22 protein-coding genes and 1 pseudogene are annotated in these 26,172 nt (G+C 57.7%); 13 read left to right on the top strand and 10 right to left on the bottom strand.

Going from position 1 to position 26,172, the window contains the following annotated elements; all coding sequences use genetic code 11:
- Positions 1-78: 78 nt before the first annotated feature.
- From AC2FF7_RS18615 to AC2FF7_RS18585, 7 genes and pseudogenes are all read left to right on the top strand, one after another.
- A pseudogene (locus tag AC2FF7_RS18615) lies at positions 79-909 on the top strand (carbohydrate ABC transporter permease); the annotation flags it as partial.
- Between the two features lie 9 nt (positions 910-918).
- Entirely contained in the window at positions 919-2,574 is a 1,656-nt protein-coding gene (locus AC2FF7_RS18610) for an alpha-amylase family glycosyl hydrolase (protein ID WP_480868335.1), read from the top strand.
- 3 nt (positions 2,575-2,577) lie between these two features.
- Complete coding sequence (locus AC2FF7_RS18605; protein ID WP_480868334.1) at positions 2,578-3,666, top strand: ABC transporter ATP-binding protein; 1,089 nt, start codon at positions 2,578-2,580, stop codon at positions 3,664-3,666.
- A 313-nt stretch (positions 3,667-3,979) separates the two neighbouring features.
- Positions 3,980-5,104 carry an extracellular solute-binding protein gene (locus AC2FF7_RS18600; RefSeq protein WP_170355124.1) on the top strand — a complete coding sequence of 375 codons (1,125 nt, stop codon included), beginning with the start codon at positions 3,980-3,982 and terminating at the stop codon, positions 5,102-5,104.
- 115 nt (positions 5,105-5,219) lie between these two features.
- Positions 5,220-6,332 (top strand): ABC transporter ATP-binding protein, encoded by a 1,113-nt coding sequence (locus tag AC2FF7_RS18595; RefSeq protein WP_480868333.1) that lies wholly within the window; start codon positions 5,220-5,222, stop codon positions 6,330-6,332.
- Positions 6,333-6,342: 10 nt separating this feature from the next.
- Complete coding sequence (locus AC2FF7_RS18590; protein ID WP_480868331.1) at positions 6,343-7,263, top strand: ABC transporter permease; 921 nt, start codon at positions 6,343-6,345, stop codon at positions 7,261-7,263.
- Positions 7,260-8,513: an ABC transporter permease gene (locus AC2FF7_RS18585; protein ID WP_480868330.1), complete on the top strand. Its 1,254-nt coding sequence runs from the start codon at positions 7,260-7,262 to the stop codon at positions 8,511-8,513. Before AC2FF7_RS18590 ends, AC2FF7_RS18585 begins: the two co-directional genes overlap by 4 nt.
- A gap of 24 nt (positions 8,514-8,537) precedes the next feature.
- Here the strand turns inward: AC2FF7_RS18585 and AC2FF7_RS18580 are convergent, their stop codons facing one another.
- The 10 genes from AC2FF7_RS18580 to AC2FF7_RS18535 form a co-directional block, all read right to left on the bottom strand.
- Entirely contained in the window at positions 8,538-10,457 is a 1,920-nt protein-coding gene (locus tag AC2FF7_RS18580; RefSeq protein ID WP_496906128.1) for a beta-galactosidase, read from the bottom strand.
- Positions 10,454-11,314 carry an SMP-30/gluconolactonase/LRE family protein gene (locus tag AC2FF7_RS18575; RefSeq protein WP_170754123.1) on the bottom strand — a complete coding sequence of 287 codons (861 nt, stop codon included), beginning with the start codon at positions 11,312-11,314 and terminating at the stop codon, positions 10,454-10,456. Before AC2FF7_RS18575 ends, AC2FF7_RS18580 begins: the two co-directional genes overlap by 4 nt.
- On the bottom strand, positions 11,311-11,916 hold the full coding sequence (locus tag AC2FF7_RS18570) for a 2-dehydro-3-deoxy-6-phosphogalactonate aldolase (RefSeq protein ID WP_170355118.1): 606 nt from the start codon (positions 11,914-11,916) through the stop codon (positions 11,311-11,313). The genes AC2FF7_RS18575 and AC2FF7_RS18570 overlap by 4 nt, the downstream gene beginning before the upstream one ends.
- Positions 11,913-12,806, bottom strand: a complete 894-nt coding sequence (locus AC2FF7_RS18565) for a 2-dehydro-3-deoxygalactonokinase (protein ID WP_496906127.1) — start codon at positions 12,804-12,806, stop codon at positions 11,913-11,915. The genes AC2FF7_RS18570 and AC2FF7_RS18565 overlap by 4 nt, the downstream gene beginning before the upstream one ends.
- Before the next feature lie 4 nt (positions 12,807-12,810).
- Positions 12,811-13,575 carry an SDR family NAD(P)-dependent oxidoreductase gene (locus tag AC2FF7_RS18560; protein ID WP_480868323.1) on the bottom strand — a complete coding sequence of 255 codons (765 nt, stop codon included), beginning with the start codon at positions 13,573-13,575 and terminating at the stop codon, positions 12,811-12,813.
- Positions 13,575-15,284, bottom strand: coding sequence for an IlvD/Edd family dehydratase (locus AC2FF7_RS18555; protein ID WP_353392030.1), 1,710 nt, complete (start codon positions 15,282-15,284; stop codon positions 13,575-13,577). Before AC2FF7_RS18555 ends, AC2FF7_RS18560 begins: the two co-directional genes overlap by 1 nt.
- A gap of 13 nt (positions 15,285-15,297) precedes the next feature.
- Positions 15,298-16,638: an alpha-glucosidase/alpha-galactosidase gene (locus AC2FF7_RS18550; RefSeq protein ID WP_480868321.1), complete on the bottom strand. Its 1,341-nt coding sequence runs from the start codon at positions 16,636-16,638 to the stop codon at positions 15,298-15,300.
- A gap of 22 nt (positions 16,639-16,660) precedes the next feature.
- A complete protein-coding gene (locus AC2FF7_RS18545; RefSeq protein WP_170355113.1) occupies positions 16,661-17,509 on the bottom strand; it encodes a carbohydrate ABC transporter permease in 849 nt (282 codons plus the stop codon).
- A 1-nt stretch (position 17,510) separates the two neighbouring features.
- Positions 17,511-18,434: a carbohydrate ABC transporter permease gene (locus AC2FF7_RS18540; RefSeq protein ID WP_480868319.1), complete on the bottom strand. Its 924-nt coding sequence runs from the start codon at positions 18,432-18,434 to the stop codon at positions 17,511-17,513.
- A 96-nt stretch (positions 18,435-18,530) separates the two neighbouring features.
- On the bottom strand, positions 18,531-19,790 hold the full coding sequence (locus tag AC2FF7_RS18535; RefSeq protein WP_496906126.1) for an ABC transporter substrate-binding protein: 1,260 nt from the start codon (positions 19,788-19,790) through the stop codon (positions 18,531-18,533).
- Between the two features lie 139 nt (positions 19,791-19,929).
- Here AC2FF7_RS18535 and AC2FF7_RS18530 point away from each other — a divergent pair, with 139 nt between their 5' ends.
- From AC2FF7_RS18530 to AC2FF7_RS18505, 6 genes are all read left to right on the top strand, one after another.
- Positions 19,930-20,736 carry an IclR family transcriptional regulator gene (locus AC2FF7_RS18530; protein ID WP_209196248.1) on the top strand — a complete coding sequence of 269 codons (807 nt, stop codon included), beginning with the start codon at positions 19,930-19,932 and terminating at the stop codon, positions 20,734-20,736.
- A complete protein-coding gene (locus tag AC2FF7_RS18525) occupies positions 20,733-21,791 on the top strand; it encodes an ABC transporter ATP-binding protein (protein WP_209196247.1) in 1,059 nt (352 codons plus the stop codon). The genes AC2FF7_RS18530 and AC2FF7_RS18525 overlap by 4 nt, the downstream gene beginning before the upstream one ends.
- A 153-nt stretch (positions 21,792-21,944) precedes the next feature.
- A complete protein-coding gene (locus AC2FF7_RS18520; RefSeq protein WP_496906125.1) occupies positions 21,945-22,904 on the top strand; it encodes a dihydrodipicolinate synthase family protein in 960 nt (319 codons plus the stop codon).
- The gene (locus tag AC2FF7_RS18515; protein ID WP_480868312.1) at positions 22,895-23,827 is read left to right on the top strand and encodes a 4-hydroxyproline epimerase; all 933 of its coding nucleotides are present in this window, start codon (positions 22,895-22,897) and stop codon (positions 23,825-23,827) included. The genes AC2FF7_RS18520 and AC2FF7_RS18515 overlap by 10 nt, the downstream gene beginning before the upstream one ends.
- Positions 23,824-25,062, top strand: coding sequence for an NAD(P)/FAD-dependent oxidoreductase (locus AC2FF7_RS18510; protein WP_170754101.1), 1,239 nt, complete (start codon positions 23,824-23,826; stop codon positions 25,060-25,062). The genes AC2FF7_RS18515 and AC2FF7_RS18510 overlap by 4 nt, the downstream gene beginning before the upstream one ends.
- A gap of 9 nt (positions 25,063-25,071) precedes the next feature.
- Positions 25,072-26,097: a trans-3-hydroxy-L-proline dehydratase gene (locus tag AC2FF7_RS18505; protein ID WP_480868310.1), complete on the top strand. Its 1,026-nt coding sequence runs from the start codon at positions 25,072-25,074 to the stop codon at positions 26,095-26,097.
- Positions 26,098-26,172: the final 75 nt, after the last annotated feature.

Genomic DNA, 26,172 nt, shown 5'->3' with positions numbered 1-26,172 from the left:
AATGCCGCCACTCGAGCTGCTTGAAGTCCGGGCATCAGCATTCCTTGGTGGGTCGGAAGTTAACGTGACAACACCGTTCCGGGTGATACCGCTGAGCTGCGCCGGGGTGGTACGATCACTGTGGACGCGCAAGGCAACTACAGGATGGAGAATTCGGAAGAATTTACCGGCGGCCGGGGCGCCCGTGTATTCGTGACCGCAGAATTGCCGCCCGAGTTCACGTTGGCCAATTACCACAAGGTTTTGTTGGCTGAAGATTCTTCTGACAGCATGGGGCGGGCGTTCTTCAATACTCTGACTGTGACCATCCCGGCGACAATCATTCCGATCTTGGTGGCCGCCTTTGCGGCCTATGCGTTGGCGTGGATGGATTTCCCCGGCCGCGCCCTGCTGATTGCTGCCGTAGTTGGATTGTTGGTGGTGCCGTTGCAACTGGCGCTGATCCCACTTTTGAAATTCCACCTCAATATCGGGATCGGGAAAGGCTATCTTGGGGTTTGGATGGCCCATACCGGGTTCGGGATGCCGCTGGCAATCTACCTGCTGCGCAACTACATGGCTGGCCTTCCCCGAGACCTGATCGAAAACGCGCGGGTTGACGGAGCGACCGAGTTTCAGATCTTCACCAAACTGATCCTTCCGCTCAGTTTCCCGGCGCTGGCCTCTTTCGCGATCTTCCAGTTCCTGTGGACTTGGAATGATCTGCTGGTCGCCAAGGTCTTTTTGATCGACGCGTCGGGTCAGACCACCGTCATGACCAACCAGATTGTCGAGTTACTGGGCACGCGGGGCGGCAACTGGGAAATTCTGGCCACGGCGGCCTTTGTCTCGATCGCCGTGCCGCTGATCGTTTTCTTCGCAATGCAAAAATATCTGGTCCGGGGCCTGCTGGCCGGATCCGTCAAATAGAGGCTTCTGATGAACGTGCAGAACACTGTGGACACAACGAAGGCAACCCAAGCAGCGTCCGATTGGTGGCGTGGCGGTGTGATCTATCAGATCTATCCCCGCAGCTTTCAGGACAGCAACGGCGACGGAATTGGCGACCTGAGGGGGATAACTCAGCGTCTGGGCTATATCGCCTCGCTTGGGGTCGATGCGATCTGGATATCGCCGTTCTTCAAATCTCCGATGAAAGACTTCGGATATGATGTCAGCGATTACCGCGATGTCGATCCGATGTTCGGAACGATGGCGGATTTCAAAGAGCTTCTGGATCAGGCGCATGGGCTTGGGCTGAAAGTGATGATCGATCTTGTGTTGTCGCATACCTCGGATCAGCACCCGTGGTTCAGCGAAAGCCGGTCCAACCGCGAAAACGAAAAGTCCGATTGGTATGTCTGGGCGGACCCGAAACCGGACGGAACGCCGCCAAACAACTGGTTGTCGATCTTCGGAGGCTCGGCCTGGCAGTGGGACTCGCGGCGATTGCAGTATTATCTGCACAACTTCCTGACTTCGCAGCCCGACTTGAATTTCCATTGCCCGGCGGTTCAGGACGCCTTGCTGGATGTGGCCCGGTTCTGGTTGGATTTGGGCGTCGATGGGTTCCGGCTGGATACGATCAACTTCTACTTCCACGACATGCAGCTGCGCGACAACCCCGGCTTGCCGATGGATCAGCGTAACGCCTCGATTGCGCCGATGGTGAATCCCTATAACCATCAAGATCACCTTTTCTCCAAAAGCCAGCCCGAGAATATCGCCTTCCTCGAACGGTTGCGTGCGTTGACCGACGAATATGAAGGCCGTGCCTGTCTGGGTGAGGTCGGAGACGCGCAGCGCGGGCTTGAGATCATGGGAGAATACACCACCGGCGATAAACGGATGCACATGTGCTATGCCTTCGAGTTTCTGGAAAAACGTGCATTGACTGCGTCTTACGCCAAACAGGTTTTCGATCAGTTAGAGGACAAGGCCGGTGATGCGTGGCCTTGCTGGGCCTTCTCGAACCATGATGTTCAGCGACACGCGACGCGTTGGGGATTAAGCGACGAGGCCGTTCGACAGCATGCGGTTCTGATGATGTGCCTTCGCGGCTCTGCCTGCCTGTATCAGGGTGAGGAACTGGGTCTGCCCGAGGCCGATGTAGCGTTCGAAGATCTGCAAGATCCTTACGGCATCGAATTCTGGCCCGAATTCAAAGGCCGCGACGGATGCCGCACGCCGATGGTCTGGGCCGCGCAGGACGAGCAATCGGGATTTAGTGCCGGTCGTCCTTGGCTGCCCGTCAGCCCGCTGCAAGCCGAGCGCGCGGTAGACAGGCTGGAGCAGGACCCGAACTCGATGCTGCATCACTATCGCCGCGCGATTGCGCTGCGACATGCGCATCCGGCACTGATGTCCGGGGAGCAGATGCAGATGGCCCAGACCGGCCCTGTTCTGACCTTCCTGCGCGACGCCCCGACTGAACAGGTTTTCTGTGCCTTCAATTTGGGCTCGGATCCGACCCAAATCACATTGCCAGAGGGGAACTGGTACGTAATCGGGGAGGAGTTGGGCAGCGTCGACGGGGAAGGGGCACTGTCCCTCGACGCTGCGCAATTCTGTCTGCTGGCGCGGGACAAGGGGTAGGTTATGTCGGAACTCAAACTCACGGACGTGGCCAAGACTTATGGTCATGTGGATGTTCTGAAGAACATCAATCTGGACATTGACCGGGGCGAGCTGATCGTTTTCGTCGGCCCTTCGGGCTGCGGTAAATCCACCTTACTACGTATGATTGCAGGGCTGGAGAAGATCTCGGGCGGGACGCTTGAGATCGAGGGGCAGATGATGAACGATGTGCCCCCGGCGCAGCGCGGCATTGCGATGGTGTTCCAAAGCTATGCGCTTTATCCCCACATGACCGTGCGCGAGAATATGGCCTTTGCCCTCAAGATCGCCAAAATGCCTGCGGCGGATGTGGATGCCGCGGTCGAACGGGCCGCCCAGATCCTTCAGCTTGAACCGTTTCTGGACCGCCTCCCCAAGGCTCTGTCCGGGGGGCAGCGTCAGCGGGTTGCCATTGGGCGGGCCATTGTACGCGATCCCAAGGTGTATCTGTTCGACGAACCGCTTTCGAACCTCGACGCGGCCCTGCGTGTTGCGACGCGCATTGAAATTGCGCGCCTGAAAGAGGCAATGCCCGACAGCACAATGATCTACGTGACCCACGATCAGGTTGAGGCCATGACATTGGCCACTCGGATTGTTGTTCTGGCCAACAAGGGTATCGCACAGGTGGGTACTCCGTTGGAGCTGTATGAAACACCCGACAATGAGTTTGTCGCGCAGTTCATAGGCTCTCCGGCGATGAACCTGTTGCCAGGTGTCATCGTGCAAACTGGTTCCGAGACGGTGGTTGATCTGGATTCAGGCGGAACGGTTACAAGCAGTATCGCGACCCAAGAGCAAGACATGGGTAAGCAGGTCAATGTCGGCATCCGGCCCGAAGACTTTGTACCCACCGATGAAAGCCCTGCATTCGAAGGCGTTGTCGATTTCACAGAAGCATTGGGCGAGGTGACTTTGTTGTATTTCGAGAGCCGTAAAGGTGCCGAAGCCGTCATTGCCAAATTGCAAGGGATTCAACGCGGCAAAAGAGGGCAAACAGTCGGAGTCACGGCTAGCCCTGAGAAAGTTCACTTGTTCCATGATGGCAAAAGCATGCGCGCAACATCCTGATTCTTCTGAAAATCACTAAAGCACTCTCATATCTGGTTTTGCCTGCTTCACTCGACTGGTAAACGGGTCTGCTCCGTTTTGCCTCATTTATCGGCATGTGGATCAAGCGGCATATTTTTAACGTTTCTGCAATTTTGATGTTTTCGGGCCAGAGCCGTGTATTTGCTGAATTGCGCACAGGATCGTGCAAGAGAGCAGCGCAAACTGGACCTATGAAAACTGATAACTGTCACTTTTGGACTGACAGAGGTCTCGCAAAGGTCTAGCGTGTAAACACAAAAACAAAAAACTAATGAAAACGGGAGATACAACTATGACTGAATTCAAGACCCTGTCCCGGCGGACAGTCCTGAAAGGCGCTGGTGCGGCGGCGCTGGCTGCCCCGCTTTATAGCAAAAGCGCGCTGGCCTCGTCGGGTGAAATCAACATCCTGATGTGGTCGGACTACCTGCCGCCGTCCTTCCTGCAGGAGTTTGAAACTCTGACCGGAATCAAGGTCAACTATACTGGTATTGGTTCGAACGAAGAGATCATCAACAAGATGAAGGCCACCAAAGGCCAGGGCTTTGACATCGTCTCGCCCACCAACAACCGGTCCTTGCAGTGGGAACCGCTGGAGCTGTTGCAGCCCTTCGACATGAACAAGGTGCCGATTGATCTGGTGAACCCGGCGATGGCCGCAATTGGCACGGATGCGTGGAACTTTGGCGATGCGGGCGTGCATTGGCTGCCGCATATCTGGGGTACCGAGGGCATTGCCTATCGCACCGATCTATGGCTGCCCGAAGGCGATGCGCCGTCTTATGGCGATGTATGGTCCGAGGAGAACGCGGGCAAAACCATGGGTCGCGCGCATTCGATGATGCTGGGCGCAGGTCTTTACATGGAACGTTCCGGTGAGATGGAACCGGGTTCGGTCTGGGCCGCTTATGGTGACGAAGACACCATGCGCAAGGTTTGGGGCCAGATCGCCGACTGGTGCATCGAGCGCAAGAACCGGATCAAGCTGATCTGGAATGACGCGGATACTCAGAAAAACGGTCTGCTGAACGAAGGTGTTGTGGTTGGTCAGACTTGGGACGGCCCACCGCTGGCGTTGAAATCGGCAGGCGAGCCTGTACACTACCAAGCCCCTGTCGAGGGTGCGATGGCCTGGGTTGACGGTATGTCGATTCCGACCGGTGCGACGAATATCGATCAGATCTATGCCTTCATCGACTTTGCCTATCAGGCGAAGCCGGCTGGTGTGGCGATCGACAGCCACGGCTATAACTCGCCAGTTCTGGGTGCCGATCAATATTCGGGCGACACCTACAAGAAGAACTTTGCCGAGGCTTATCCGGGCGACTCGCTGGCCAACCTCAACCCGTGGCCGGCTGAGGCACCGTGGTACGCCGAAACCCGGACTGAGTTCGTCAACAAGTTCAAAAGCGCCTGATCGCTTTGAAACGACGCCCTCCGCGATGTCGCGGGGGGCCATCCATCCGTGCGCTTTGGCGTGACGGACACTATATCGGTGTGGTCCCCATCCGCACCAGACGGAGATACCTAAAATGAGTGCAGGGGTCGGTGTAGATCTGGAAAACCTGTGGATTCGGTTCGGCGATTTCGTCGCCGTGCGGGATGCTAATGTGAACATCAACGGGGGGGATTTCTTTTCGTTCCTTGGCCCTTCGGGCTGCGGCAAGACGACGATCTTGCGGGCTGTTTCCGGCTTTCTTGATCCCAGCGAAGGCAAGGTTCTGATCGGTGGCAACGACATGCGCGGGATCGGCCCGAACAAACGGCCCACTGCACTGATCTTCCAGAACCTCGCGCTGTTTCCGCTGATGAAGGTCTGGGAGAACATTACCTTTTCCATGGAAATAAAAGGTGCCAGCGCCAGAGAGCGCCGTAAACGCGCGGATGAGTTGCTGGACATGATCGCCTTGCCGGGGCAGGGCGACAAACTGCCTAGTGAACTCTCAGGCGGCCAGCGTCAGCGTGTGGCCATCGCGCGCGCCCTGTGCGCCGAACCCGACGTATTGCTGCTGGACGAGCCGCTCTCGGCGCTGGACCTGAAGCTGCGCCAGCATATGCGCACCGAACTGCGCGAGATTCAGCAACGTGTGGGGATTACTTTTATTTACATCACCCACGATCAAGGCGAGGCGCTGACCATGTCCGACAACATCGCCGTGATGCGGGCGGGTGTGATCGACCAGATTGCTGACGGCAAGACGATTTACAATGACCCAAACACGGCTTTTGCGGCCTCGTTCGTCGGGGAAAACAACGTGTTCCGAGGCAAGATCAGGCAGGTCATGGGGACTGAAGCCGTGATCTCGACCAATCGCACCGGCGATCTTGTAGCGCGGATTTCAACCGCCAATCAGGGCAAGATGCGCGAAGGAGATGAGGCAATGATGTTCGTCCGACCCGAAGCCTTTGCTATCGCTTCCGATGACGCCCCGGGCGACCATTGCGTTACGGCACGTGTGAAGCACGAAGAATTCGAAGGCAACGTCTTCAACATTTTCACCGAAGGCGACGGTGGTAAAGAGATCAAGGTATCCCTGCCCAATGTCGGGCAATCCTTCGAGGATCACACAGGCCAGACCATCCGGCTGGAATACGAGACCCGCAACGCGGTTCTGGTTCCGGCAGGTGAGCTGGCTGCGGAATAGGGGAAATCACATGCCCCGTTTCCTGAAAGAATTCTTCAACCGCAATGGCACAGGCATGGGGCTGGCGATTCTGGGTCTGGTGATCTTCTGGACCATCGGCCTGATCATCCTCCCTCAGTTGTCGATGCTGGATTTCTCATTCCGGCCCAACCTGCCTCCGCCCGAGATTGGCGGGCCAAAGGATGTCTATACGCTGGAGAACTACAAATACCTGATCTACGGCCCCGAAGGCGGCAGTCAGGACTATAACGCAGTTGATCTGCGCGTGTTTTTCCGCACTTTGCTGGCTGCGATCTGTGTGACGATCTTCAACCTGATCCTGTGCTACCCGATCGCCTATTATCTGGGTCAGTCCAAAGGCAGCCACATCCGCATCTTTGCGATCATGCTGATCATCCCCTACTGGATTAACGAAATCCTGCGTGCCTTTGCTTTGCGGATTATCTTTGGCGAGACAGGTGTGCTGAATACCTTGTTCATGGGGCTGGGCATCTGGGATACGCCGTTTGACTTTATCCGCAACGATATCGCGCTCTATGCAGGGCTTGGCTATGCCTACATCCTGCTGATGATTTTTCCGATCTATAACGTGATCGAAAGTCTGGACCACAATCAGATCGAGGCCGCGCGGGATCTGGGTGCGCCCTGGTGGCGTATTCACTGGCGGGTAGTTATTCCTTACGCCAAGCCGGGGATCAGCTCGGGCTGTACGATGGTGTTCATGCTGTCGGCCGGTGCGCTGGCCGCGCCGCAGATTCTGGGCGGGCCGTCCTCGCTGTGGTTCACGCAGCTGATCTATCAGCAGTTCAACGATAATAATGACTGGCCGCAGGGGGCCGCCTACGCCATCGTGCTGCTGGTGACCTGTATCCTGTTCGTGCTGGCCGTGATGCGCCTGTTCAAGGTGAATATGGGGGATATCGGGAAATGAACCTGTCCTTCCTGCGTATCAGCATCTGGGTCTATCTGGCGATCTTCTTCCTGTATCTGCTGGGCCCGCTGGTGATCATGTCAGTCACAGCCTTCAACTCGTCCGCATTCCCACGGATGACCCCGTGGGAATGCCTGACCTTCCAGTGGTTCGGAGAACTGTTTCAAGATCAGCGTATCCTGAACGGCATCAAGAACTCGCTGATCATCGGGGCCGGTACGGTGGTTTTGTCGGTTGCGATGGGGCTGGCGGGGGCGCTGATGCTGACCCAAATCTGGCCCAAGCTGCGCGCGACTTATTACACTATCATCATCGCGCCGATCCTGATCCCCGGCGTTGTGCTGGGGATTTCGACACTGGTGTTCTGGGACCGGATCAACCGGATGCTCGGGCTGGGCGCGGATAGTGTGTTGTCGAACGGCATCTTCCTGACGGTGATTGGCCAGTCCACCTTTATCGCCAGTTACTGCATGCTGGTGCTGGTGGCGCGTCTGCAGCGTTATGACGTGGCCCTGACCGAGGCCGCGCTGGACCTTGGTGCGACCCATGCGCAGGCATTCCGCAAGATCCTGCTGCCGTTCATGCGACCCGCGATTGCAAGCGCCGCAGTGCTGGCATTCCTCGCGTCGTTCGAGAACTACAACACGACCACTTTCACCTTTGGCGAATACCCGACGCTGACCATCGAACTGGCGCAAAAGGTGCGGTACGGAATCACGCCTTCGATCTCGGCTTTGGCCTTCATCATCGTGGCGCTAACTGTGTTCTTTGCTCTGCTGAATGAGGCCAAGCTGAAACGGCAGGAGCTGGTGGCTGCCGCGCGCAAGAACGCCACGGTCGAGGAATTGGCGGGCAAGATCAAGTTGCCCAGCTTCTTCGCGGGTAACGTGGCGGCCCTTTTGGTGGTTGTCTTCGGCGTGGCCACGATCACCGTGGTTGGTACCGCGACAGCCTATAACCCTGCGCAATGCATCGCCAACGTCAAAGAGCTAAAGCAGCTTGAGGCTGAGCAGCGTATTCAGGAACTGCGCAAGCAACGTGAAGAACGCCGCAAACAGCGCGAAGCGGAAGAGGCCGAACGGGGTGGTGCGCAATCAACGCCGAAACCGTCAAACAATAGCGGGTTTGGCAATGTGTTTGCACCGAACACGTTGGGCGGAGGCGACGAGGAGTCGAGCTCGGAGCCGCAGCCGTCGACAAACGGTGGGTTCGGCGGGGCCTTTGATCCGAACAGTCTGAAGACAGACTAGCGACGTCAATCACGCCCGCCGGGATTATCCTTCGGCGGGCGTTTCTTTCTCAACGATCAGTACATCACAGGCATCAATCACGTGCCCGTTCCACGTGACCGGTGTCGCGTTGTAGTTGATCAGGAACACGTGGTGTTCAGTCTCGCGGCGGCGCAGGCCACCGGGAACAGGATGCAGTTTCAAACCGGTATGTTGGGCCGCCATTTGAACGACGCGATCCCATAGAGGCTCATCGGGAAACCCAGCGAGGTACCAAAGGGTATCTGTACCTGTAAGCGCGGGGGTGCCATCTGCATGAGTCAACAAGGCCGGAGCTGTTCCCGACAACCGCTCAACCCAATGCTGGGCCGCACCACCACCTGTGACGTTTCGTTGGATCGACGGTGGCAAGGTCTCAATCAGATCAACTTCGCTGTCCAATCCGGTTAATCCGGGGCGGCCTGTGCTTGGGATCTGAAAATCGTGTGTGATCGCCCCACTGCGCGGTCCAAGGATCGCCAGAGTGCATCCCTTTTGGATGCGATGTTCAAGGTCTTCGTCGATTGTCGCCAGGCCCGGTGCCAGAATGATTTTGTATCCGTTCTCTGGGATTGTGTCGGGTGAAAGGAAATCCACCGACAGCCCCGCCCGGCGCAGGGCGCGATAGGCCGAGAACACCAGCCGGAAGTAATCAAACCCAGCTCCTTGAGGCTGTGTCGCCCATGCCCAATCCGAGGCATAGTCGAACAGAATGGCAGCGTCTGCCCTTGTTTGGGCCACCGGACCGATTTCGGCTAAGGTGTCTGCAGTTTCCCGCGCTTCAGTTAATCCGGGGGCCGGGCGATCATTCGGCGTCAAAAGCCCGGCATGCATCTGTTCTTGTGCGAACGGTGCCTGACGCCAGCGGAAGTAGCTGACCACCTCGGCGCCATGGGCGACAGCCTCAAGCGACCAGAGCTTGACCATACCCGGCAGCGGCGCCGGGTTGTATGGGGCCCAGTTCACCGGGCCGGGTTGTTGCTCCATCACCCACCAGCGACCCCGCCCCACCGCGCGGTAGAGGTCGTGGTGGAAGGCTTGCATGTCAGGATCACCCTGTTGCAAAAAGGCGGTCTTGTGCGCCTCATCCTCCTCAAGACGGTCCGACAGAAAACCGATCGGATAGCTATCCCACGTGGCGATATCCAAGTCCTCGCCCACCTTGAAATGGTCGAACTCCAGCACGCGACCCATGTAATTGTGCAACAACGGCGCGTCGGTCTGCCCGCGTAACACGTCCACTTGTGCTTTGTTGAACACCACCACCTGATCCGAGCTGAACCGGCGAAAGGCCAGAACATGGGCGGGGTTGGGTTCAGTCACAGTCAGGTTGGGCAGGTCAATCTGGTCGAACCCGTCATATTCCATCGACCAGAACACATTACCCCACGCCGTATTTAACGTGTCAATCGAGCCATATTCCGCTTCAAGCCAGTTCTGAAACGCGGCAAGCGCGACTGGGCTATAGCTGAGGGTGGTTTCGTGGCAGCCGTATTCATTGTCGATCTGCCATGCTGCGATATGAGCGTTTCGGCCATAGCGTTCGCCCATGATACGGGTGATCCGCGCGCATTCCGCGACATAACCTTCATGGCTAAAGCAGTAGTGCCTGCGAGAACCAAATTTGCGTGGGCTTCCATCCGGATTCATTGCCAGCATGTCAGGATGTTTCTCAATCATCCACCGCGGAGGTGTGGCAGTCGGGGTTCCCAGAACCACTTTCAGACCGGCTGCACCGAGTGTTTCAATGGCCCGATCCAGCCAGTCGAATTGCAAATCGCCTGGAGTAGGCTCCATCCGACTCCAGGCGAATTCGCCAATGCGTACCCAGGACAGCCCGGTCTCGACCATGCGGGCGGCATCCTCAGCCCAATTTTCTTCTGGCCAGTGTTCGGGGTAATAGCAGACGCCGAGTTCGGGAGTCATAGGATCACTCTGTGTTCTGGCTGTCCTTGCCCCGCATTTGGTGCGGCAAAGGTCATACCGTTTGTGGGATGGTTTCTAAGCGTTTCGGCATCCAGCCCTTGGCGCGCGGTTGTGCAGAAAAGGGTTGTCAAATCGTCGCCTCCAAACGCCGGGCATGACGTATGCGCCGCGTCAAAGGTCACGGCTTTCAGGAACTGCCCGTCAGGAGAATACACTGCGACGCGATGCGCACCCCATTGCGCGATCCATATCTGGCCTTCGGTATCTACCACCGCGCCGTCAGGGTTCAGGTGATCATCGCGCAGGTCAAGGAAAACGGTGCTGTCGCCTTCCGGCCAGCCAGTCTGTGGGTTCAGCGACCAGCGCATAACCTGTTTGGTCATTGTGTCAGAAAAATAGGCACAGGATCGGTCCGGCGCGAAACAGATGGCGTTAGAGATCGTGACATCTGGCACCAAACGGCGGACTTCGCCGCGCCAGAACCGATAGATCGATCCAGCCCCATGTTCCGCGTTCTTGCCCATCGTTCCGATCCAGAACCCGCCCCACGGATCAGCCCGGCCATCATTCGAGCGCGTTATGGAATTCTCTGCCTCTAGTGTTGCGATCAACTCTTTTTCGCCAGTGTCCAGGCTGAACCGCCACAGGCCGGTTTCAGACGCAATAAGCAGCACGCCCCGGTTGACCCACCCTGCGGCTGAGACATGTTCATCGAATTGCCAGCTTTGGGGCACACCGTCACGTTGCGTGAGCAGCCGTTTGCCAAGAATGTCGAACCAGAACAGCTGTCGCCGACCGGGGTGCCACAGCGGCCCCTCGCCCAGCTCGCAGGGGCGATCGTCGTAGACGGAGTTCATCCAACCGCCTTGTCATAGGCCGCAACGATCTTGCGGGCGCGCTCGGCAATCTCAGACACTGACATACCCGGTTTGAACAGGGCTGATCCTATGCCGAACCCATCTGCGCCGGCGTTGATCCACTCGCCAAAGTTTTCAGGGCCTGCGCCACCGACGGCGAAGACTTGTGTGCCTCCAGGCAAAACGGGGCGCAATGCAGCCAAACCCGCGGGGCCTGCCATTACGCCGGGAAACAGCTTAAGGCCGGTTGCCCCGGCCTTGAGAGCATTGAACGCTTCGGTAGGTGTATAGATGCCAGGCCAGCTTTGCAGGTTCAGACTGACCGATCGTTTGATGACATCGATGTCGCAGTTCGGTGAAACGATCAGCTTACCTCCGACAGCGGCCACGGCCTCCACTTGATATGTGGCCAAGACTGTACCAGCGCCAATCAGGGATTTTTCGCCGTATTTGTCGGCTAGAATCCCGATGCTATCGAGCGGGTCGGGAGAGTTCAGCGGAACTTCGATTTTGTCGATGCCAGCGTCGATCAGGGTGGCGCCTACATCTGCAGCTTCGGTAGGACGCAGCCCTCTGAGAATGGCGATGATGGGTCTGCTCATGCTGTTTGCCTCGTGCGGTTCCGGGCTTGCCGCAGACCCTCCAGAGTGGCCTGGGTATTGTTCGCAATTTCAGCAAATGCGCCCTGCTGTTTAAGCGCGTGCGCATAGATTCTAGAAAGGTTGTCGGCCCCGATGATTGCGATTTGTTGCCCCAGCCAGTAGGGGCGCGTGGCGGCCAGTTCTGCCCCGATGAGGTAACCTGACAATCGCGCGCGCGCGGCGCCCGGATCATCTGCGTTCAACAAATCCGATGCGCGCAGCCCAAACAAGCGCGCCGCCATCTGTTCGGGTTTCGACAGGGTGTCCGCCGTGGCCTCGGCAAAAGCGTCCTGATCCCAGCCGTCACTGACTGAGTGTCTGAGAACAGATTGCTCACTAAGCAGACTGAACATCTCGCCTGTCATGAAAGTTCGGAAGCTGACGACCTCGTCGGCGCTGACTTGGACCCATTTGGTATGCGTTCCGGGCAGGCATATCACACCATCCCAGTTCTTGCGCCCAGACAGGAAACCAGCGATTTGCGTTTCCTCGCCACGCATCACATCTGGCGGGGCAGCCTGTTTCAGGCCGGGTACCACAAAAGCGCGAATGCGGGGGTCTGTATTTGGTACACGAATAGGCGTTTCAGGCACCGGGGCCGTTGGCACGGCCGAGTAGGGGGCCTCAACCCAACCCTGGCGCGCACCGACCATGCCGCAGGCGACGACATCGACCGGTGCGTCCCCTAACCAGTCATCGATCAGTTCCAACAGCGCGTTTTGAAACCCATCTTTCGGAAGCTTACCCATCCCTTTGTCGGATTGAGCCTGATCCAGAACGTTGCGGCCCTGCATGGCCCAAACCCGCAAGTGAGAGGTGCCCCAATCCGCTGCAATCCATTCAATACTCATGCTGCTACCCCGTTACCACGACGCCGCCATCTACCACCATGCACTGTCCGGTCATGGCGCGGCTGGCGTTTGAGGCCAGAAACAAGGTAGGCGCAATCATGTCTTCGGGGGTCAAGTGCTCCTTGAGGCACTGCCGTTCCATGTGGGCGGCCAGATCGTCGGGCGTGGCCCACATATCCAGCTGTTTTTGCGTCAGAACCCAGCCGGGGGCTAGGGCGTTGACACGGATGTTCTGGGGCCCGAGCTCACGCGCAAGCGACCGGGTCATGCCGGTGATACCGGCATTCGCGGTGGTGTAGATGGGATAGCCCCCATTCCCCATCATGTAGCTGATGGAGCTGAAATTGATGATCGCCCCGCCCGCCGTCATCTGCTGCACGGCCTGCTGGCAGGCAAAGAAATAAGCCTTCAGGTTGACTTCGATCATCCAGTCCCAGAATTCGGGCGTGGTTTCTTCAAGCGAGTGGCGCTTGTCATTGGCAGCGTTGTTGACCAGCACGTTCAGGGGGCCATGTGCCTGGGCGGCCTGTTGCATGGTGGCGTGCAGCAAGTCGATATCGGTCATGTCGCCTTGCAGGAATAAGGGTGCGCGGCCGTACTTGTCGCGCATCTGCTCGACAAATTCGCTGGCGTCTGAGCGTCCGATAAAGGCTACATTGGCCCCTTGAGCCATAAACCCATCGGTCAGGGCTGCACCCACGCCGGACCCACCGCCGGTGATGTAGACCGAGGCCCCGTTCAGGTCGTGGAAGGTGGCGGGTTGGGTCATCAGTGGCTCTCTCGGGTGACAAGGCGGGTGTCTTTGCCCACCAGAAAATCAAGATCCGCGCCCTGATCGGCTTGCAGCACATGGTCGATGTAAAGCCGGGCATAGCCGCGGGTGTAATGCGGATCGTCCGGTTGCCACGCGGCGCGGCGGGCGTCCAGCTCCTTTTCATCCACCAGCAGTTCCAGTTCGCCATTGCTGGCCGATACACGGATGCGGTCACCGGTCTTGACCAACGCCAGCGTGCCGCCCGCCTGCGCCTCGGGGCTGACATGTAGGATGACGGTGCCAAAAGCGGTGCCCGACATGCGCGCGTCCGAGATGCGGATCATGTCGCGCACGCCTTCTTTGACCAACTTGGCCGGGATCGGCATGTTGCCGACCTCGGGCATGCCCGGATAGCCCTTGGGGCCGCAGCCCTTGAGCACCAGAATGGTCTCGGGCGTCACTGGCAGATCATCGCGGTCGATATTGGCCTTCAGGTCTTCGATGCTTTCAAAAACATAGGCTTCGGCTTCGGTTTCCAGCAATTCATCTGTCGCCGCCGAGGGTTTCACGATGGCTCCGTTGGGCGCGAGGTTGCCGCGCAAGACCCGCAGCCCCGCCGCAGGTTTGACCGGATCGTCAAAGGGCCGGATAACATCGGAGTTATAACACTCAGCACCGTCAAAATGGGCCGAGATATCCTTGTTCAGAACCGTTTTCGCTGGCCGCAGGAAGGGTTTGAGTTCGTTCAGCACCACCGGAACACCACCGGCATAGCAGAAATCCTCCATCAGGTATTGCCCCGAGGGCATACAGTTCACCAGCAGCGGGATCTCTGACCCGATTTCAAAATCCTTCAGCGTCAGGTCCACGCCGACGCGACCCGCCAGCGCCAGCAGGTGAACCACCGCGTTGGTCGACCCGCCCACCGCAGCATTGGTCAGGATAGCGTTCTGGAACGCCTCTTTGGTCAGGATATCCGAGGGTTTGAGGTCTTCGTCCACCATCTCGACAATCCGTTTTCCGGTCAGATGCGCCAGCGCCATACGGCGCGCATCAACGGCGGGCAGAGCGGCATTGGTGGGCAGGGACATGCCCATTGCCTCAACCAAGGACGCCATAGTGGAGGCCGTGCCCATGGTCATGCAGACACCCTTACTGCGCGACATGCCGGATTCGGCGTTCATGAAATCCTGCAGGGTCATTTCGCCCGCGCGGACCTCTTCCGAGAACTTCCACACATCCGTGCCCGAGCCGATATCTTTGCCCTTGAACTTGCCGTTCAGCATCGGGCCGGAACTGACCACGATTGACGGCAGATCGACCGAGGCCGCGCCCATCAACTGGCCCGGCGTGGTCTTGTCGCACCCGCCCAGCAGGACAACACCGTCAATGCCATAGGCGCGGATCGATTCCTCGACATCCATGGCCAAAAGGTTGCGAAACAGCATGGCGGTGGGCTTCATCTGGGTCTCGCCCAGCGACATGACCGGGAATTCGACAGGGAAGCCACCTGCCTCCCACACGCCACGCTTTACGCCCTCGGCCAGATCGCGCAGGCCCGAGTTGCAGGGTGTCAGTTCCGACCATGTGTTGCAGATGCCGATAATGGGGCGGCCATCAAAAGCGTGGTCTGGAAAGCCCTGGTTTTTCATCCACGAGCGGTGGATGAACCCGTCCTTGTCCAGCTTTCCATACCAGTGTTCTGATCGGCGTTTCTTGGTCATTTGCGAAGCCCTTTCAAGCGGCTTTGGCGGGCTGGCACCAGTCCGGCAACCAGTCGGAATGCGCGGTCAGCAGATCACTGACCAGATGGCGGATCTGGCGCAGGTCCAGCTCGGCGGCGGTGTGGGGGTCCATCATCGCGGCGTGATAGATGTGTTCGGGGTTCTGGTCGAGCAGCGCGCGGACTGTCAGTTCCTGCACGTTGATCTGGCTGCGCATCAGCGCGATCAGTTGCGGCGGGATGTCGGTCACGACCGAAGGCTGCACACCGTTGCTGTCCACCAGACAGGGGGTTTCGACCGCAGCGCCCAGCGGCAATTGCGGGATTTGGCCCGTGTTGGGCAGGTTGCCGTAAGCGACATAGGGCGTGTCAGTGACAATGGCGTTCATCAGGTCGGCGGCGAATTCATGGCTGCGGGTCACGTCGATATCGCGCCCATCCGTCAGGGTCTTGGCCTGTTCCTGCCAAGCGGCGACCTGCTCCTCGCAGCGGGTGGGATATTCGTCCAGCGGGATCGAGAACTGCTCGATCAGGTCCGGGCGTCCGTCCTTAATGAACCATGGCACATATTCGGCCAGATGTTCAGAACTTTCAGTGCAGAAATACCCCAGATGATCCATCACCTCATACCGCACCTTGTTGGGGCATCGCGGCATCAGCAGCGGTGGCTTCGGAATTTGCCCACTGGCATATCCCTGCCGCAAGGTGGGGTAGAGGTCGCGCCCCTGATGCTCTAGCCGCAGGAAGAAGGCAACGTGGTTCACCCCGGCGACCTTGTAACGGATGTCGTGCTTGGGCAGATCCAGATCATGGGCCAGCTCTTCGACTGTGTTCTGGACCGAATGGCACAGGCCTACATGCTTCAGCGCCGGAAATTGCTCGGCCAAGGCCCAGGTGTTGATGGCCATCGGGTTGACATATTGCAGTAGGGTGGCATTGGGGCACAGCTGCATAATGTCCTGCGCGATGTCCCACAGCACGGGCACGGTGCGCAACCCGCGCATGATGCCGCCTACGCCCAAAGTATCGGCAATGGTCTGGCGCAGGCCGTATTGCTTGGGAATTTCGAAATCCGTCACCGTGCAGGGCTTGTAGCCACCGACCTGAAAGGCGGTGATCACGAAATCTGCGCCCTCCAGCGCCGCACGGCGGTCTGTATGGGTGGTGACACTGGCCCCTGTTCCAACCGATCGGATCATGGCGCGAGCGACGACCTCGCTTTCGGCCAGCCGGTTGGGGTCGATATCCATCAGGGCAAAGTGGCTGTCGGCCAGAGATGGGGTCAGCAGCGCGTCACCCACGATATTTTGCATAAAGATGGTCGAGCCCGCGCCGATAAAGGCAATCTTTACCATGTTGTAAACCTCTGATTTGATGTCATTTCACGGCCCCCAGCGTCAGGCCTGCGATGAAGTGTTTCTGCATCAGGAAGAACATGGCCACAGGCGGCAGGGCGGCGACGATCGAACCCGCGCTCATCAGTTGGTAGGCTGCGCGGAACTGGGCGTTGAAGCTGGTAATGCCCGCCGTGACAGGCTGGCTTTCGGCGCCTTGGGTCAGCACTACGGCCCAGAAATAGTCGTTCCAGATGAAGGTGAAGATTAGCACGCTGAGCGCCGCAATCGCCGGTTTCATCAGTGGCAGGACCACGTACCAGAAGATGCGGACCTCGCTGATGCCTTCAACCCGCGCGGCTTCGATCAACTCGAACGGCAGGGCGCGGATGAAGTTGCGCATGAACAGCGTGCAGAACCCGGTCTGGAACGCGATGTGGAACAGCACCAACCCGGTTTTAGTGTTATAGAGGCCAAGTTCCAGCGTCAGGTCGCGCACAGGTACCATCAGGATCTGGAAGGGTACGAAATTGCCGGCGACGAACAGAAAGAAAATCCACAGGTTCGAGCGGAACTTGTAGATGCCCAATGCAAAACCGGTCATGCAGCTGAGTGCCACCGCGCCGATCACGGTGGGGATGGTGATCAGGAATGAATTCAGCAGGTAGCGCGGCATGTCGGAATTGAAGAACACCTGCCCATAGTTGACTGCGCCCTCAAAGCTGGAGGGCAGGCCCCAGTAGTTTGCATTGGTGAAGTCTGCCGCCGGTTTGACCGAAAACAGCGCCACCGCCAGCAAGGGCCCCAGCCACAACAGCAGGGCAATGGGCAGCATGGCCTGATAGGTGATCTGGGCCGCGCGGGGTTGTTTTTCTATGGGTTTGGGGAACATGTCAGTGCCCCCTTTCTTCGCGGTACATCGACCACAGGAAATAGGCGATGAAACACAGCATGATCAGGAACAGGATCACGGCGATGGCAGCGCCATATCCCATGCGGAAGCCGTATTCGGACAGGGCGACCTCGAACATGTAATAGGCCAGTACGCGGGACGATCCGAACGGCCCGCCCTGGGTCATGATCGAGATCAGGTCAAAACTGCGCAGCGCGCCGATGATTGTGACGACAAAGGCGATGAAGGTGGCGGGGCGCAGTTGGGGCAGGATGATGTGCCACAGCATCCGCCAGCCTTTTGCACCGTCCAGACGTCCGGCCTCGATCTGTTCGGGGTCCACGGCGTTCAGGCCGGTCAGGTAGAGGATCATGCAATATGCCGTCTGCGGCCAGAGGCCCGCGACGATGATGCCATAGGTCACGAACCGCTCATCCCCCAGCACGTTCAGCGGACCTAGGCCGAAGAAGCCCAGAAACTCGTTCAGAAGGCCGAAGGTTGGGTCGTAGAACCATGTAAAGACCAGCCCCACCACGACCTGAGAGATTACGAAGGGGAAGAAGAACAGAGACTTATACAGGCGAATGCCCGCAACTGTCTGATTCAAAAATAACGCGATGAACAGGCCCGCCGGGATCGAGGCCAGATATAGGATCAGCCAGATCAGGTTGTTCTTGAGCGAGGTATAGAACGCATCCCGGTCGACCCATTCCCAATACAGGTCTTCGTAATTGCGAAACCCCACATATTCCGCCGCGCCCAGCCCGTCCCATTCGTAAAGCGACAGGTTGAAAGACTGAAAGACCGGGATGATCACATAGACCATGAAGAACAGCAGGCCGGGGGCCAGAAACAGCCACGGTGCGATACGCTGTTGGTTTCTATGGAACCAGCTTTCTTGTTCGGGAACGTCGACAGCGGACATTTTGGATCTCGGGGTTTGGTCAATGGAGTAAGGCGGGTTGGCACCCGCCTTACGCAGGTTCTGGATCAGAGCGGGCTTTGCCCCGCTCTGCCCGGATTAGTTGTCGTAAATACGCTGGCGTGCGCGTTCCAGCTTGGCCAGGATACGGTCAGCGTTGTCTGGCTTGACCATGAATTCCTGGAACCCTTCCATCGATACTTTGGCCATTTCAGCAGGCGCATCACGATCCCAGAACTGGGCAACGCCGCCGGGGCTGTTCGATGACAGCATGTTGAAGCCCTGCTGCAGGAACTTGTCATTGTCCACCGAGGATTTGGCGTTCACCGGCAACTGACCAAGGTTCGAACCGTTGTTGATTTTGGTCTGTTCATCAGCCGAGACCACAAAGCGCAGGAATTCACGTGCGGCTTCTTTGTTCGAAGCATTGGCAGGGATGTGGAACGTGTCGGTCGGCGCGTCCTCGGCCAGTTCAACGTCCGGGTTAATGGCCACGAACTGGTAGAAGTCCAGCTGGTCGTCGGACAGGCCTGCTTCACGCAGCGGCGCTACGGCGAAGTTACCCATCAGATATGCCGCTGCTTCGCCATTGACCATGAAGGGCAGGGCTTCTTGCCAGCTATAGGTCTGGTGATTGTCGATGAACGCACCCATGTCGATCAGCTGTTTCCAGTTGGCGAAGGTCTGTTTGACGCGGTCGTCTTCCCAGCTGATTTCGCCATTGGCGAGCTGGTTGTGAAAATCGAAGCCGTTGGTACGCATGTTCAGATAATCGAACCAGCCACCTGCGGTCCAAAGGAACTTGGTACCGATCGTGTAGCAGGCGCGGCCTGAATCGACGATCTTCTGGCAGTTCGCCAGTTCTTCTTCCCAGGTGGTCGGCTCGGACAGGCCCAACTCATCAAAGATGTCTTTGCGGTAGTAAACGCCCCACTGGTAATAGGTATAGGGCACGCCCCACTGCTTGCCGTCGATGGTCATCGCACCTTTGGTCGAGGCAAGGTTTTCCGCGATCTCAGGCTCCGCCCACAGGTCCGAGACATCTTCGAACAGGCCAGCTTCGACATAGGGTTTCATACGGTTGGCCGCATACCAAGTGGCAACATCAGGCGTGTCAGCCGTCAGGAAGTTGCGGATCTGCGTTTTGTACGCCTCACGGTCGATCACCGTGGTTTCGATTTCCAGTTCGGGGTGCTCGGCTGCGAAACGGTCGATCATCGCTTCCATCGTCGCGCGGGGCGCCGGGTTCGATGTATCGAGGAAGATTCGCAGCTCGCCGGTCAGTTCGGCATATGCCGGAACAGCAAGTGCAACGCTCATGGCCAGCGCGGCCGTTGTGCGCTTGTAGATGGAATGCATGGTTTCCTCCCTTAGCTTCCATATGGTTCCATATTGTGGAACTCAGTTTTATATGTTGAAAACTACACATCGACTCGGTTAGTCTTGTCAAGACCCTCGTGGCCTCGGCCATTGGGTAAGTGGAGGAGAATGCGCGCCCGTGGCTGGTGACGGAACGATAGGTAAAGCTTGTGATGTGCTGGATCAGGTTGCGGCTTTCGCGCGTCCGGTTCGCTTTGGCGAATTGCTTGAACACAGCGATTTCCCAAAGGCCACGCTATATCGGTTTCTCCAATCGCTGACCAATCAGGGTATGTTGTCTTATGACCCCGACAGACAGACCTATGCGCCGGGGCTGCGTCTGGTGCGTCTGGCCCACGCAGCGTGGACCCAAAGCTCGCTCGCGCCGATTGCCCGGCCATTTTTGGACGCTCTTAGCCGTGAAACCGGGGAAACTGTTCATTTGGCGCAGCTGGATTCCGGTCAGGTTCTGTACGTAGACAAAAGAAACGCGACGCAGCCGGTCGAAATGTATTCGCAAGCGGGGAAGGTGGGTCCTGCCTATTGTACGGGTGTCGGCAAGGCAATGATGGCACATTTGGAGCCTGACCAACTGGCCAAAGCTCTTTCACAGCAGAGCTTTCACCGCTTTACAGACAAGACGCTCGCTTCCGAGCAGCTATTGCGTGCTGATTTGGTTGCGATCCGAGAGCGCGGATATGCTGTGGACGACGAAGAGCATGAGCCCGGCATTATCTGCGTTGCCTGCCCGGTCTTGACAGAAGGGGGGCGCATGCTGGGGGCGATCTCGATCACCGGGTCAACTGAGCGGATGAGTTTTGCCCAGCTACAAGCTTGGGTGCCTCGGGTCCGCCGTGTGGCCGATCAGATCGGAGCTGAGGCGCAATCATGGCGGTTCCCGGAAACCCGCCCAAACGGAAATAGCGACAGGATGCAAGGGACATGACAGGGGTCACTCTGAACGGTGCGATCAAGCGATATGGCGAGACGCAGGTTATTCATGGAATCGATCTGCAGATCGAAGACGGAGAGTTTTGTGTTTTCGTTGGCCCTTCAGGGTGCGGTAAGTCCACACTGCTGCGGATGATTGCTGGACTTGAGGAAACCACCGAAGGCGAAATCCACATCGGCGCAAGAGATGTGACACATCTGGACCCAGCCAAGCGTGGCGTTGCGATGGTGTTCCAGACTTACGCACTCTATCCGCACATGACTGTGGCCGAGAATATGGGGTTCGGTCTGCGCATGAACGGCGTGGCGAAAGCCGAGATAAACCAAAAAGTTCAAGAGGCTTCAGCTATTCTGAAGTTGGATCAATACCTGAAACGGAAACCAAAGGCCTTGTCCGGCGGTCAGCGTCAGCGTGTTGCCATTGGCAGGGCCATTGTACGCGGCCCCGACGTGTTCCTGTTCGACGAGCCGTTGTCGAACCTTGACGCCGAATTGCGGGTCGAAATGCGGGTTGAGATCGCGCGCCTTCACAATGAAATCGGCGCAACCATGATATATGTGACCCACGATCAGGTCGAGGCGATGACTATGGCCGACAAGATCGTTGTTTTGCGAGATGGTCGAATCGAACAGGTCGGTGCTCCGATGGATTTGTACCGCGACCCGGACAACAGATTCGTTGCCGGGTTCATTGGTTCGCCAGCGATGAACTTTTTGGAATGTGACGTGGTTGATGGCCGTGTAACGCACCCCGCGTTCAATCATCCTGTACCGGTGACGTCTTCTGTCCCCGCAAATGCGACGAAAGTGACATTGGGGATACGGCCTGAGCACCTTCTGGTCGATCGTACAGGTGATACCTGCACCGTGGACCTGACCGAAGCGCTTGGCGGTGTCAGCTATTCTTATCTGTTGACCGCAAATGGCGACAAGCTGATCATCGAAGAGCGTGACGATGAACGCAGCAAGCAAGGCGCACGAATCGGAATCTCGTTCTCGGCCGAGCGGGCGATGTTGTTTGACAACGAAACAGGCGAACGGCTGCGATAGTGTTTGTAGATTTTGGGCTAGAAGGGCGTCGTGCATTGAGTTCGACGCCTTTTTAGTCATTTGAGTGTGGATTTTGTATCCAGTATCCGATAACGCAGAGAAAAGCAGCGCATGCGCTGCGTTCTCAAACTTGTGTTTTCGAAGGATTGTCCGATGGCCACCAACGTTTTTACCGGCACTATGCCCGCGCTCATGACCCCATGCACAGCGGATCGCCAGCCGGATTTTGACGCTTTGGTTCGCAAAGGACGTCAGATGATCGACGCAGGCATGTCGGCGGTTGTCTATTGCGGCTCGATGGGGGATTGGCCGCTGTTGACTGATGCCCAACGCATGGAAGGGGTAGAGCGTCTGGTCGCTGCCGGTCTGCCCGTCGTTGTCGGCACCGGGGCAATCAACACCAAGTCCGCTGTTGCCCATGCCGCCCACGCTCAAAAAGTCGGAGCTGTGGGGCTGATGGTGATCCCACGTGTTCTGTCCCGTGGTAGCTCTCCGACTGCGCAGAAGAACCACTTTAAGGCGATTCTGAATGCCGCACCCGACGTGCCCGCGATTATTTACAATAGTCCCTATTATGGGTTCGCAACGCGCGCTGACTTGTTCTTTGCTTTGCGCATGGAACATCCCAACCTGATCGGTTTCAAAGAGTTCGGGGGCAAGGATGACCTTCGATATGCGGCTGAGAACATCACCAGCCAAGACGATCAAGTCACGCTGATGGTAGGGGTTGATACCGAGGTTTACCACGGTTTTGTCAATTGCGGTGCCACCGGCTCGATCACCGGGATTGGGACTGCATTGCCGCGCGAAGCGCTATTGCTGGCCGCGTTGTCTAAAAAGGCAGCCAAAGGCCACGCGGAAGCCCGTCAACGCGCACAAGAGTTGACCGAAGCCATTCATGTATTGTCCAGCTTTGACGAAGGGCCGGATCTGGTGCTCTACTACAAACACCTACTGGTTCTGAACGGGGAAGAGGAATATCGTCTGCACTTCAACGAAACAGATGAACTGACAGATGCACAACGCAACTATTGCGAACAGCAATACGCGCTGTTCGGTGCATGGTTCGCAAACTGGTCGAAACAGGGTGGAGTGATCGCTGAATGCATGTGATCGACAGCCATACCGGCGGGGAGCCCACGCGGGTCATCCTTGACGGCGCGCCGGATCTGGGGACTGGTCCATTGGCTGACCGTGCACGGAGGTTGGAGTCCGATCACAGAGAGTTCTACCGCTCCGTCCTTCTTGAACCTCGTGGACAACCGGCAATGGTCGGTGCTTTGTTGGTTGAACCGGTCGACCCGACCTGCGTGACTGGTGTGATCTATTTCGACGTGGATGCAGTGTTGGGCATGTGTGGCCACGGCACAATCGGGCTGGCGGTTACACTGGCTCATCTGGGTCGCATTGATGTCGGAGAGCACCGAATTGAAACTCCTGCCGGTGTAGTGGCGGTTACTCTGCATGACGAAAACACTGTGACAGTCAGAAATATCGAAAGCCGACGGGTCCATAGTGACGTGACAATAAGCGTACCGGGCCACGGTGAAATCGTGGGCGACGTTGCCTACGGGGGCAATTGGTTCTTTATCGTTGATCCCAGCCCGATCCCCGTAACGTCTGACAGAATTCGCGCGTTGACCGATCTGACTGTTGCCATCCGCAAGGCGTCGATCGCTCAGGGCATCGGGGGCGAAAAGGGCGAGCTGATTGATCATGTCATCCTTCAGGACACGCCAATCGACCCGGACCTTCACAGCCGCAACTTTGTGCTGTGCCCGGACGACAATCATGACCGTTCGCCTTGCGGGACGGGATGCTCGGCCCTGTTGGCTTGTATGGCGGCAGATGGTGCTTTGGTCCCAGGCGAGGAAATCGTTCAACAAAGCATTATTGGTAGCACGTATCGCCTGTCGTATCAGCCTGGCCACGAAGGTGGAGTTATCCCTTCGATTACCGGGCAGGCTCATATAATGGCTCAGGCCAATTTGATTTTTGCCGCAGCTGATCCGTTCCGCAACGGCATTCAGTTATGACTCAGCAAGTTGTTGTCATTGGGGCCGGAGTCATCGGCATCACAACCGCGCTGGAGTTACAGCGCCGGGGACACTCGGTGCTGGTGCTGGACAAAGACGGAGTCGCCGCGCAAACCTCGGCCGGAAATGCCGGGGCTTTTGCCTTCCCCGAGGTCGAACCGCTGGCGACTCCAGGCATCATGCGCAAAGCGCCGAAATGGTTGCTGGACCCACTGGGCCCGTTGTCGATACCTCCAGCCTATGCGTTCAAGATTGCACCTTGGATGTATCGCTTTTGGCGAGCTAGCCAGCCGTCGCGCTATACGGATTTGTTGGGCGCGCAGTCGAACCTTATGAAGATTTCCAGCGCCGCTCTGGAGCGACTGATCCCTTCTGTCAATGGCGAAGAGATGATGCAGCGCGATGGGCAACTGCAATTGTATGAGTCCCAGACCGAATATCGCGCCAGCCTGCCAACCTGGGATCTTAGACGCGCGCACGGAATCGAATTTGAACTGCTTGAGACACCCGAGGCGATCGCCGAGAAACAGCCGGGACTTAGTCGACGGTTCACCCATGCTGGTTTCACCCCAAACTGGCTTAACGTGATCGACCCAAAGCAGTGGGTCGACCATTTGGCCAAATCGTTTCGTGAAAGGCAGGGGCGGATCGAAACGCGCAATATTCGCGCGTTGACTCCGTTAGAACATGGTGTGCGGATAACCGTTGACGACGGGACACTGGACGCAACAAAAGTTGTTGTGGCTGCGGGTGCCTGGTCGCATCATCTGGCGCAAACACTGGGCGACCATATCCCGCTAGAAACCGAGCGCGGCTACAACACAACCTTGCCACCCGGCGCTTTCGATCTGCGGATGCATCTGACCTTTTCAAGACATGGGTTTGTCGCCAGCCGCATCAACGGCGGCGTGCGCATTGGTGGTGCGGTTGAATTGGGTGGGCTGACTTTGCCTCCTAATTTCAAGCGCGCCGACACGCTGCTGAACAAAGCGACTCAATTTCTGCCGGGGTTGAACACGGCGGGGGGAACGCAATGGATGGGCTTCAGGCCATCCCTGCCGGATAGTATCCCGGTCATTGGGGCGGCTGCGCACGCACCTGATGTCATCTACGCCTTTGGGCACGGGCATCTGGGGCTAACTCAATCGGCGGGTACGGCTGAACTTGTAGCAGGGCTGGTCGACGGCGATGAACTGCCCATCCCGATGACGCCTTACGCGGCTACTCGATTTTAGAGAGGTCAAATGCGCAGCGTCAAAACACTCCACGTCATATCGGCCCATGCAGAGGGTGAAGTGGGTGACGTCATCGTAGGGGGAGTGTTGCCCCCGCCCGGAGATACCCTGTGGGAACAGCGCTCGTTCGTTGCGCGGGATCAGACTTTGCGCAATTTTGTTCTCAATGAACCCCGCGGTGGTGTCTTTCGCCACGTGAACCTTTTGGTGTCGCCCAAACATCCCGACGCGGATGCCGCATTCATCATCATGGAACCCGAAGATACGCCGCCCATGTCCGGTTCGAACGCGATCTGCGTCGCTACCGTTTTGCTGGACAGCGGTATGATCCCGATGCAAGAGCCGGAAACGCATCTGACGCTGGAAGCGCCGGGAGGTCTGGTCAGGGTTCGTGCTGAATGTCGCGATGGCAAAGCCGAGCGTATTCATGTTCGGAACCTGCCCAGTTTCGCGGACAAAATTGCCGCTACACTGGATGTGCCCGGTGTGGGGGAGCTGGTCGTTGACACAGCATATGGCGGCGACAGCTTTGTCGTGGTCGACGCGGCGACATTGGGTTTTGATATCGTAGCGCACGAGGCTCGGGATCTCGCGCGCATTGGGGTAGCGATTACCAATGCTGCGAATGAACAGCTGGGTTTTACCCACCCTCAGAACCCGGATTGGACCCATATCTCATTCTGTGCGTTTTGCGGCCCGGTTCAGGCGACTCCGACTGGCTTGACCGGAAAATCTGCCGTGGCGATTCAACCGGGCAAGATCGACCGCTCGCCAACGGGAACGGCTGTCTCGGCTCGAATGGCCTTGATGGCCGCCAAGGGAGAACTGGCTGTTGGTCAAACATTCGAGGCCGTTTCGATCATTGGTTCGCGTTTCACAGGCTGCGTTACCGGGCATGCGGATCTGGAAGGCAGACCTGCTATTATCCCCGAGATCAGTGGCCGAGGTTGGATCACCGGCACCCATCAGCACATGCTGGATCCCGATGACCCATGGCAAGGCGGGTATCGGTTAAGCGACACTTGGGGCGTTTAGACGACACCGTGCCTTGCAGGCATCACGTGCGATCTGTTGCACGGCTCAAACCTTTTTAGCGGCAGGCCTCATTAC

This window comes from Ruegeria sp. YTSC325 (genome assembly GCF_059609525.1).
The sequence above is the reverse complement of the archived record's forward strand: the minus strand, read 5'-3'. Positions and strand labels throughout refer to the sequence as shown.

What these genes read in the sequence shown, in the direction of transcription:
- AC2FF7_RS18610 (WP_480868335.1), top strand. Translation starts at nt 919, where the DNA reads ATGAACGTGCAGAACACTGTGGACACAACGAAGGCAACCCAAGCAGCG.
- AC2FF7_RS18605 (WP_480868334.1), top strand. Translation starts at nt 2,578, where the DNA reads ATGTCGGAACTCAAACTCACGGACGTGGCCAAGACTTATGGTCATGTG.
- AC2FF7_RS18600 (WP_170355124.1), top strand. Translation starts at nt 3,980, where the DNA reads ATGACTGAATTCAAGACCCTGTCCCGGCGGACAGTCCTGAAAGGCGCT.
- AC2FF7_RS18595 (WP_480868333.1), top strand. Translation starts at nt 5,220, where the DNA reads ATGAGTGCAGGGGTCGGTGTAGATCTGGAAAACCTGTGGATTCGGTTC.
- AC2FF7_RS18590 (WP_480868331.1), top strand. Translation starts at nt 6,343, where the DNA reads ATGCCCCGTTTCCTGAAAGAATTCTTCAACCGCAATGGCACAGGCATG.
- AC2FF7_RS18585 (WP_480868330.1), top strand. Translation starts at nt 7,260, where the DNA reads ATGAACCTGTCCTTCCTGCGTATCAGCATCTGGGTCTATCTGGCGATC.
- AC2FF7_RS18580 (WP_496906128.1), bottom strand. Translation starts at nt 10,457, where the DNA reads ATGACTCCCGAACTCGGCGTCTGCTATTACCCCGAACACTGGCCAGAA.
- AC2FF7_RS18575 (WP_170754123.1), bottom strand. Translation starts at nt 11,314, where the DNA reads ATGAACTCCGTCTACGACGATCGCCCCTGCGAGCTGGGCGAGGGGCCG.
- AC2FF7_RS18570 (WP_170355118.1), bottom strand. Translation starts at nt 11,916, where the DNA reads ATGAGCAGACCCATCATCGCCATTCTCAGAGGGCTGCGTCCTACCGAA.
- AC2FF7_RS18565 (WP_496906127.1), bottom strand. Translation starts at nt 12,806, where the DNA reads ATGAGTATTGAATGGATTGCAGCGGATTGGGGCACCTCTCACTTGCGG.
- AC2FF7_RS18560 (WP_480868323.1), bottom strand. Translation starts at nt 13,575, where the DNA reads ATGACCCAACCCGCCACCTTCCACGACCTGAACGGGGCCTCGGTCTAC.
- AC2FF7_RS18555 (WP_353392030.1), bottom strand. Translation starts at nt 15,284, where the DNA reads ATGACCAAGAAACGCCGATCAGAACACTGGTATGGAAAGCTGGACAAG.
- AC2FF7_RS18550 (WP_480868321.1), bottom strand. Translation starts at nt 16,638, where the DNA reads ATGGTAAAGATTGCCTTTATCGGCGCGGGCTCGACCATCTTTATGCAA.
- AC2FF7_RS18545 (WP_170355113.1), bottom strand. Translation starts at nt 17,509, where the DNA reads ATGTTCCCCAAACCCATAGAAAAACAACCCCGCGCGGCCCAGATCACC.
- AC2FF7_RS18540 (WP_480868319.1), bottom strand. Translation starts at nt 18,434, where the DNA reads ATGTCCGCTGTCGACGTTCCCGAACAAGAAAGCTGGTTCCATAGAAAC.
- AC2FF7_RS18535 (WP_496906126.1), bottom strand. Translation starts at nt 19,790, where the DNA reads ATGCATTCCATCTACAAGCGCACAACGGCCGCGCTGGCCATGAGCGTT.
- AC2FF7_RS18525 (WP_209196247.1), top strand. Translation starts at nt 20,733, where the DNA reads ATGACAGGGGTCACTCTGAACGGTGCGATCAAGCGATATGGCGAGACG.
- AC2FF7_RS18520 (WP_496906125.1), top strand. Translation starts at nt 21,945, where the DNA reads ATGGCCACCAACGTTTTTACCGGCACTATGCCCGCGCTCATGACCCCA.
- AC2FF7_RS18515 (WP_480868312.1), top strand. Translation starts at nt 22,895, where the DNA reads ATGCATGTGATCGACAGCCATACCGGCGGGGAGCCCACGCGGGTCATC.
- AC2FF7_RS18510 (WP_170754101.1), top strand. Translation starts at nt 23,824, where the DNA reads ATGACTCAGCAAGTTGTTGTCATTGGGGCCGGAGTCATCGGCATCACA.
- AC2FF7_RS18505 (WP_480868310.1), top strand. Translation starts at nt 25,072, where the DNA reads ATGCGCAGCGTCAAAACACTCCACGTCATATCGGCCCATGCAGAGGGT.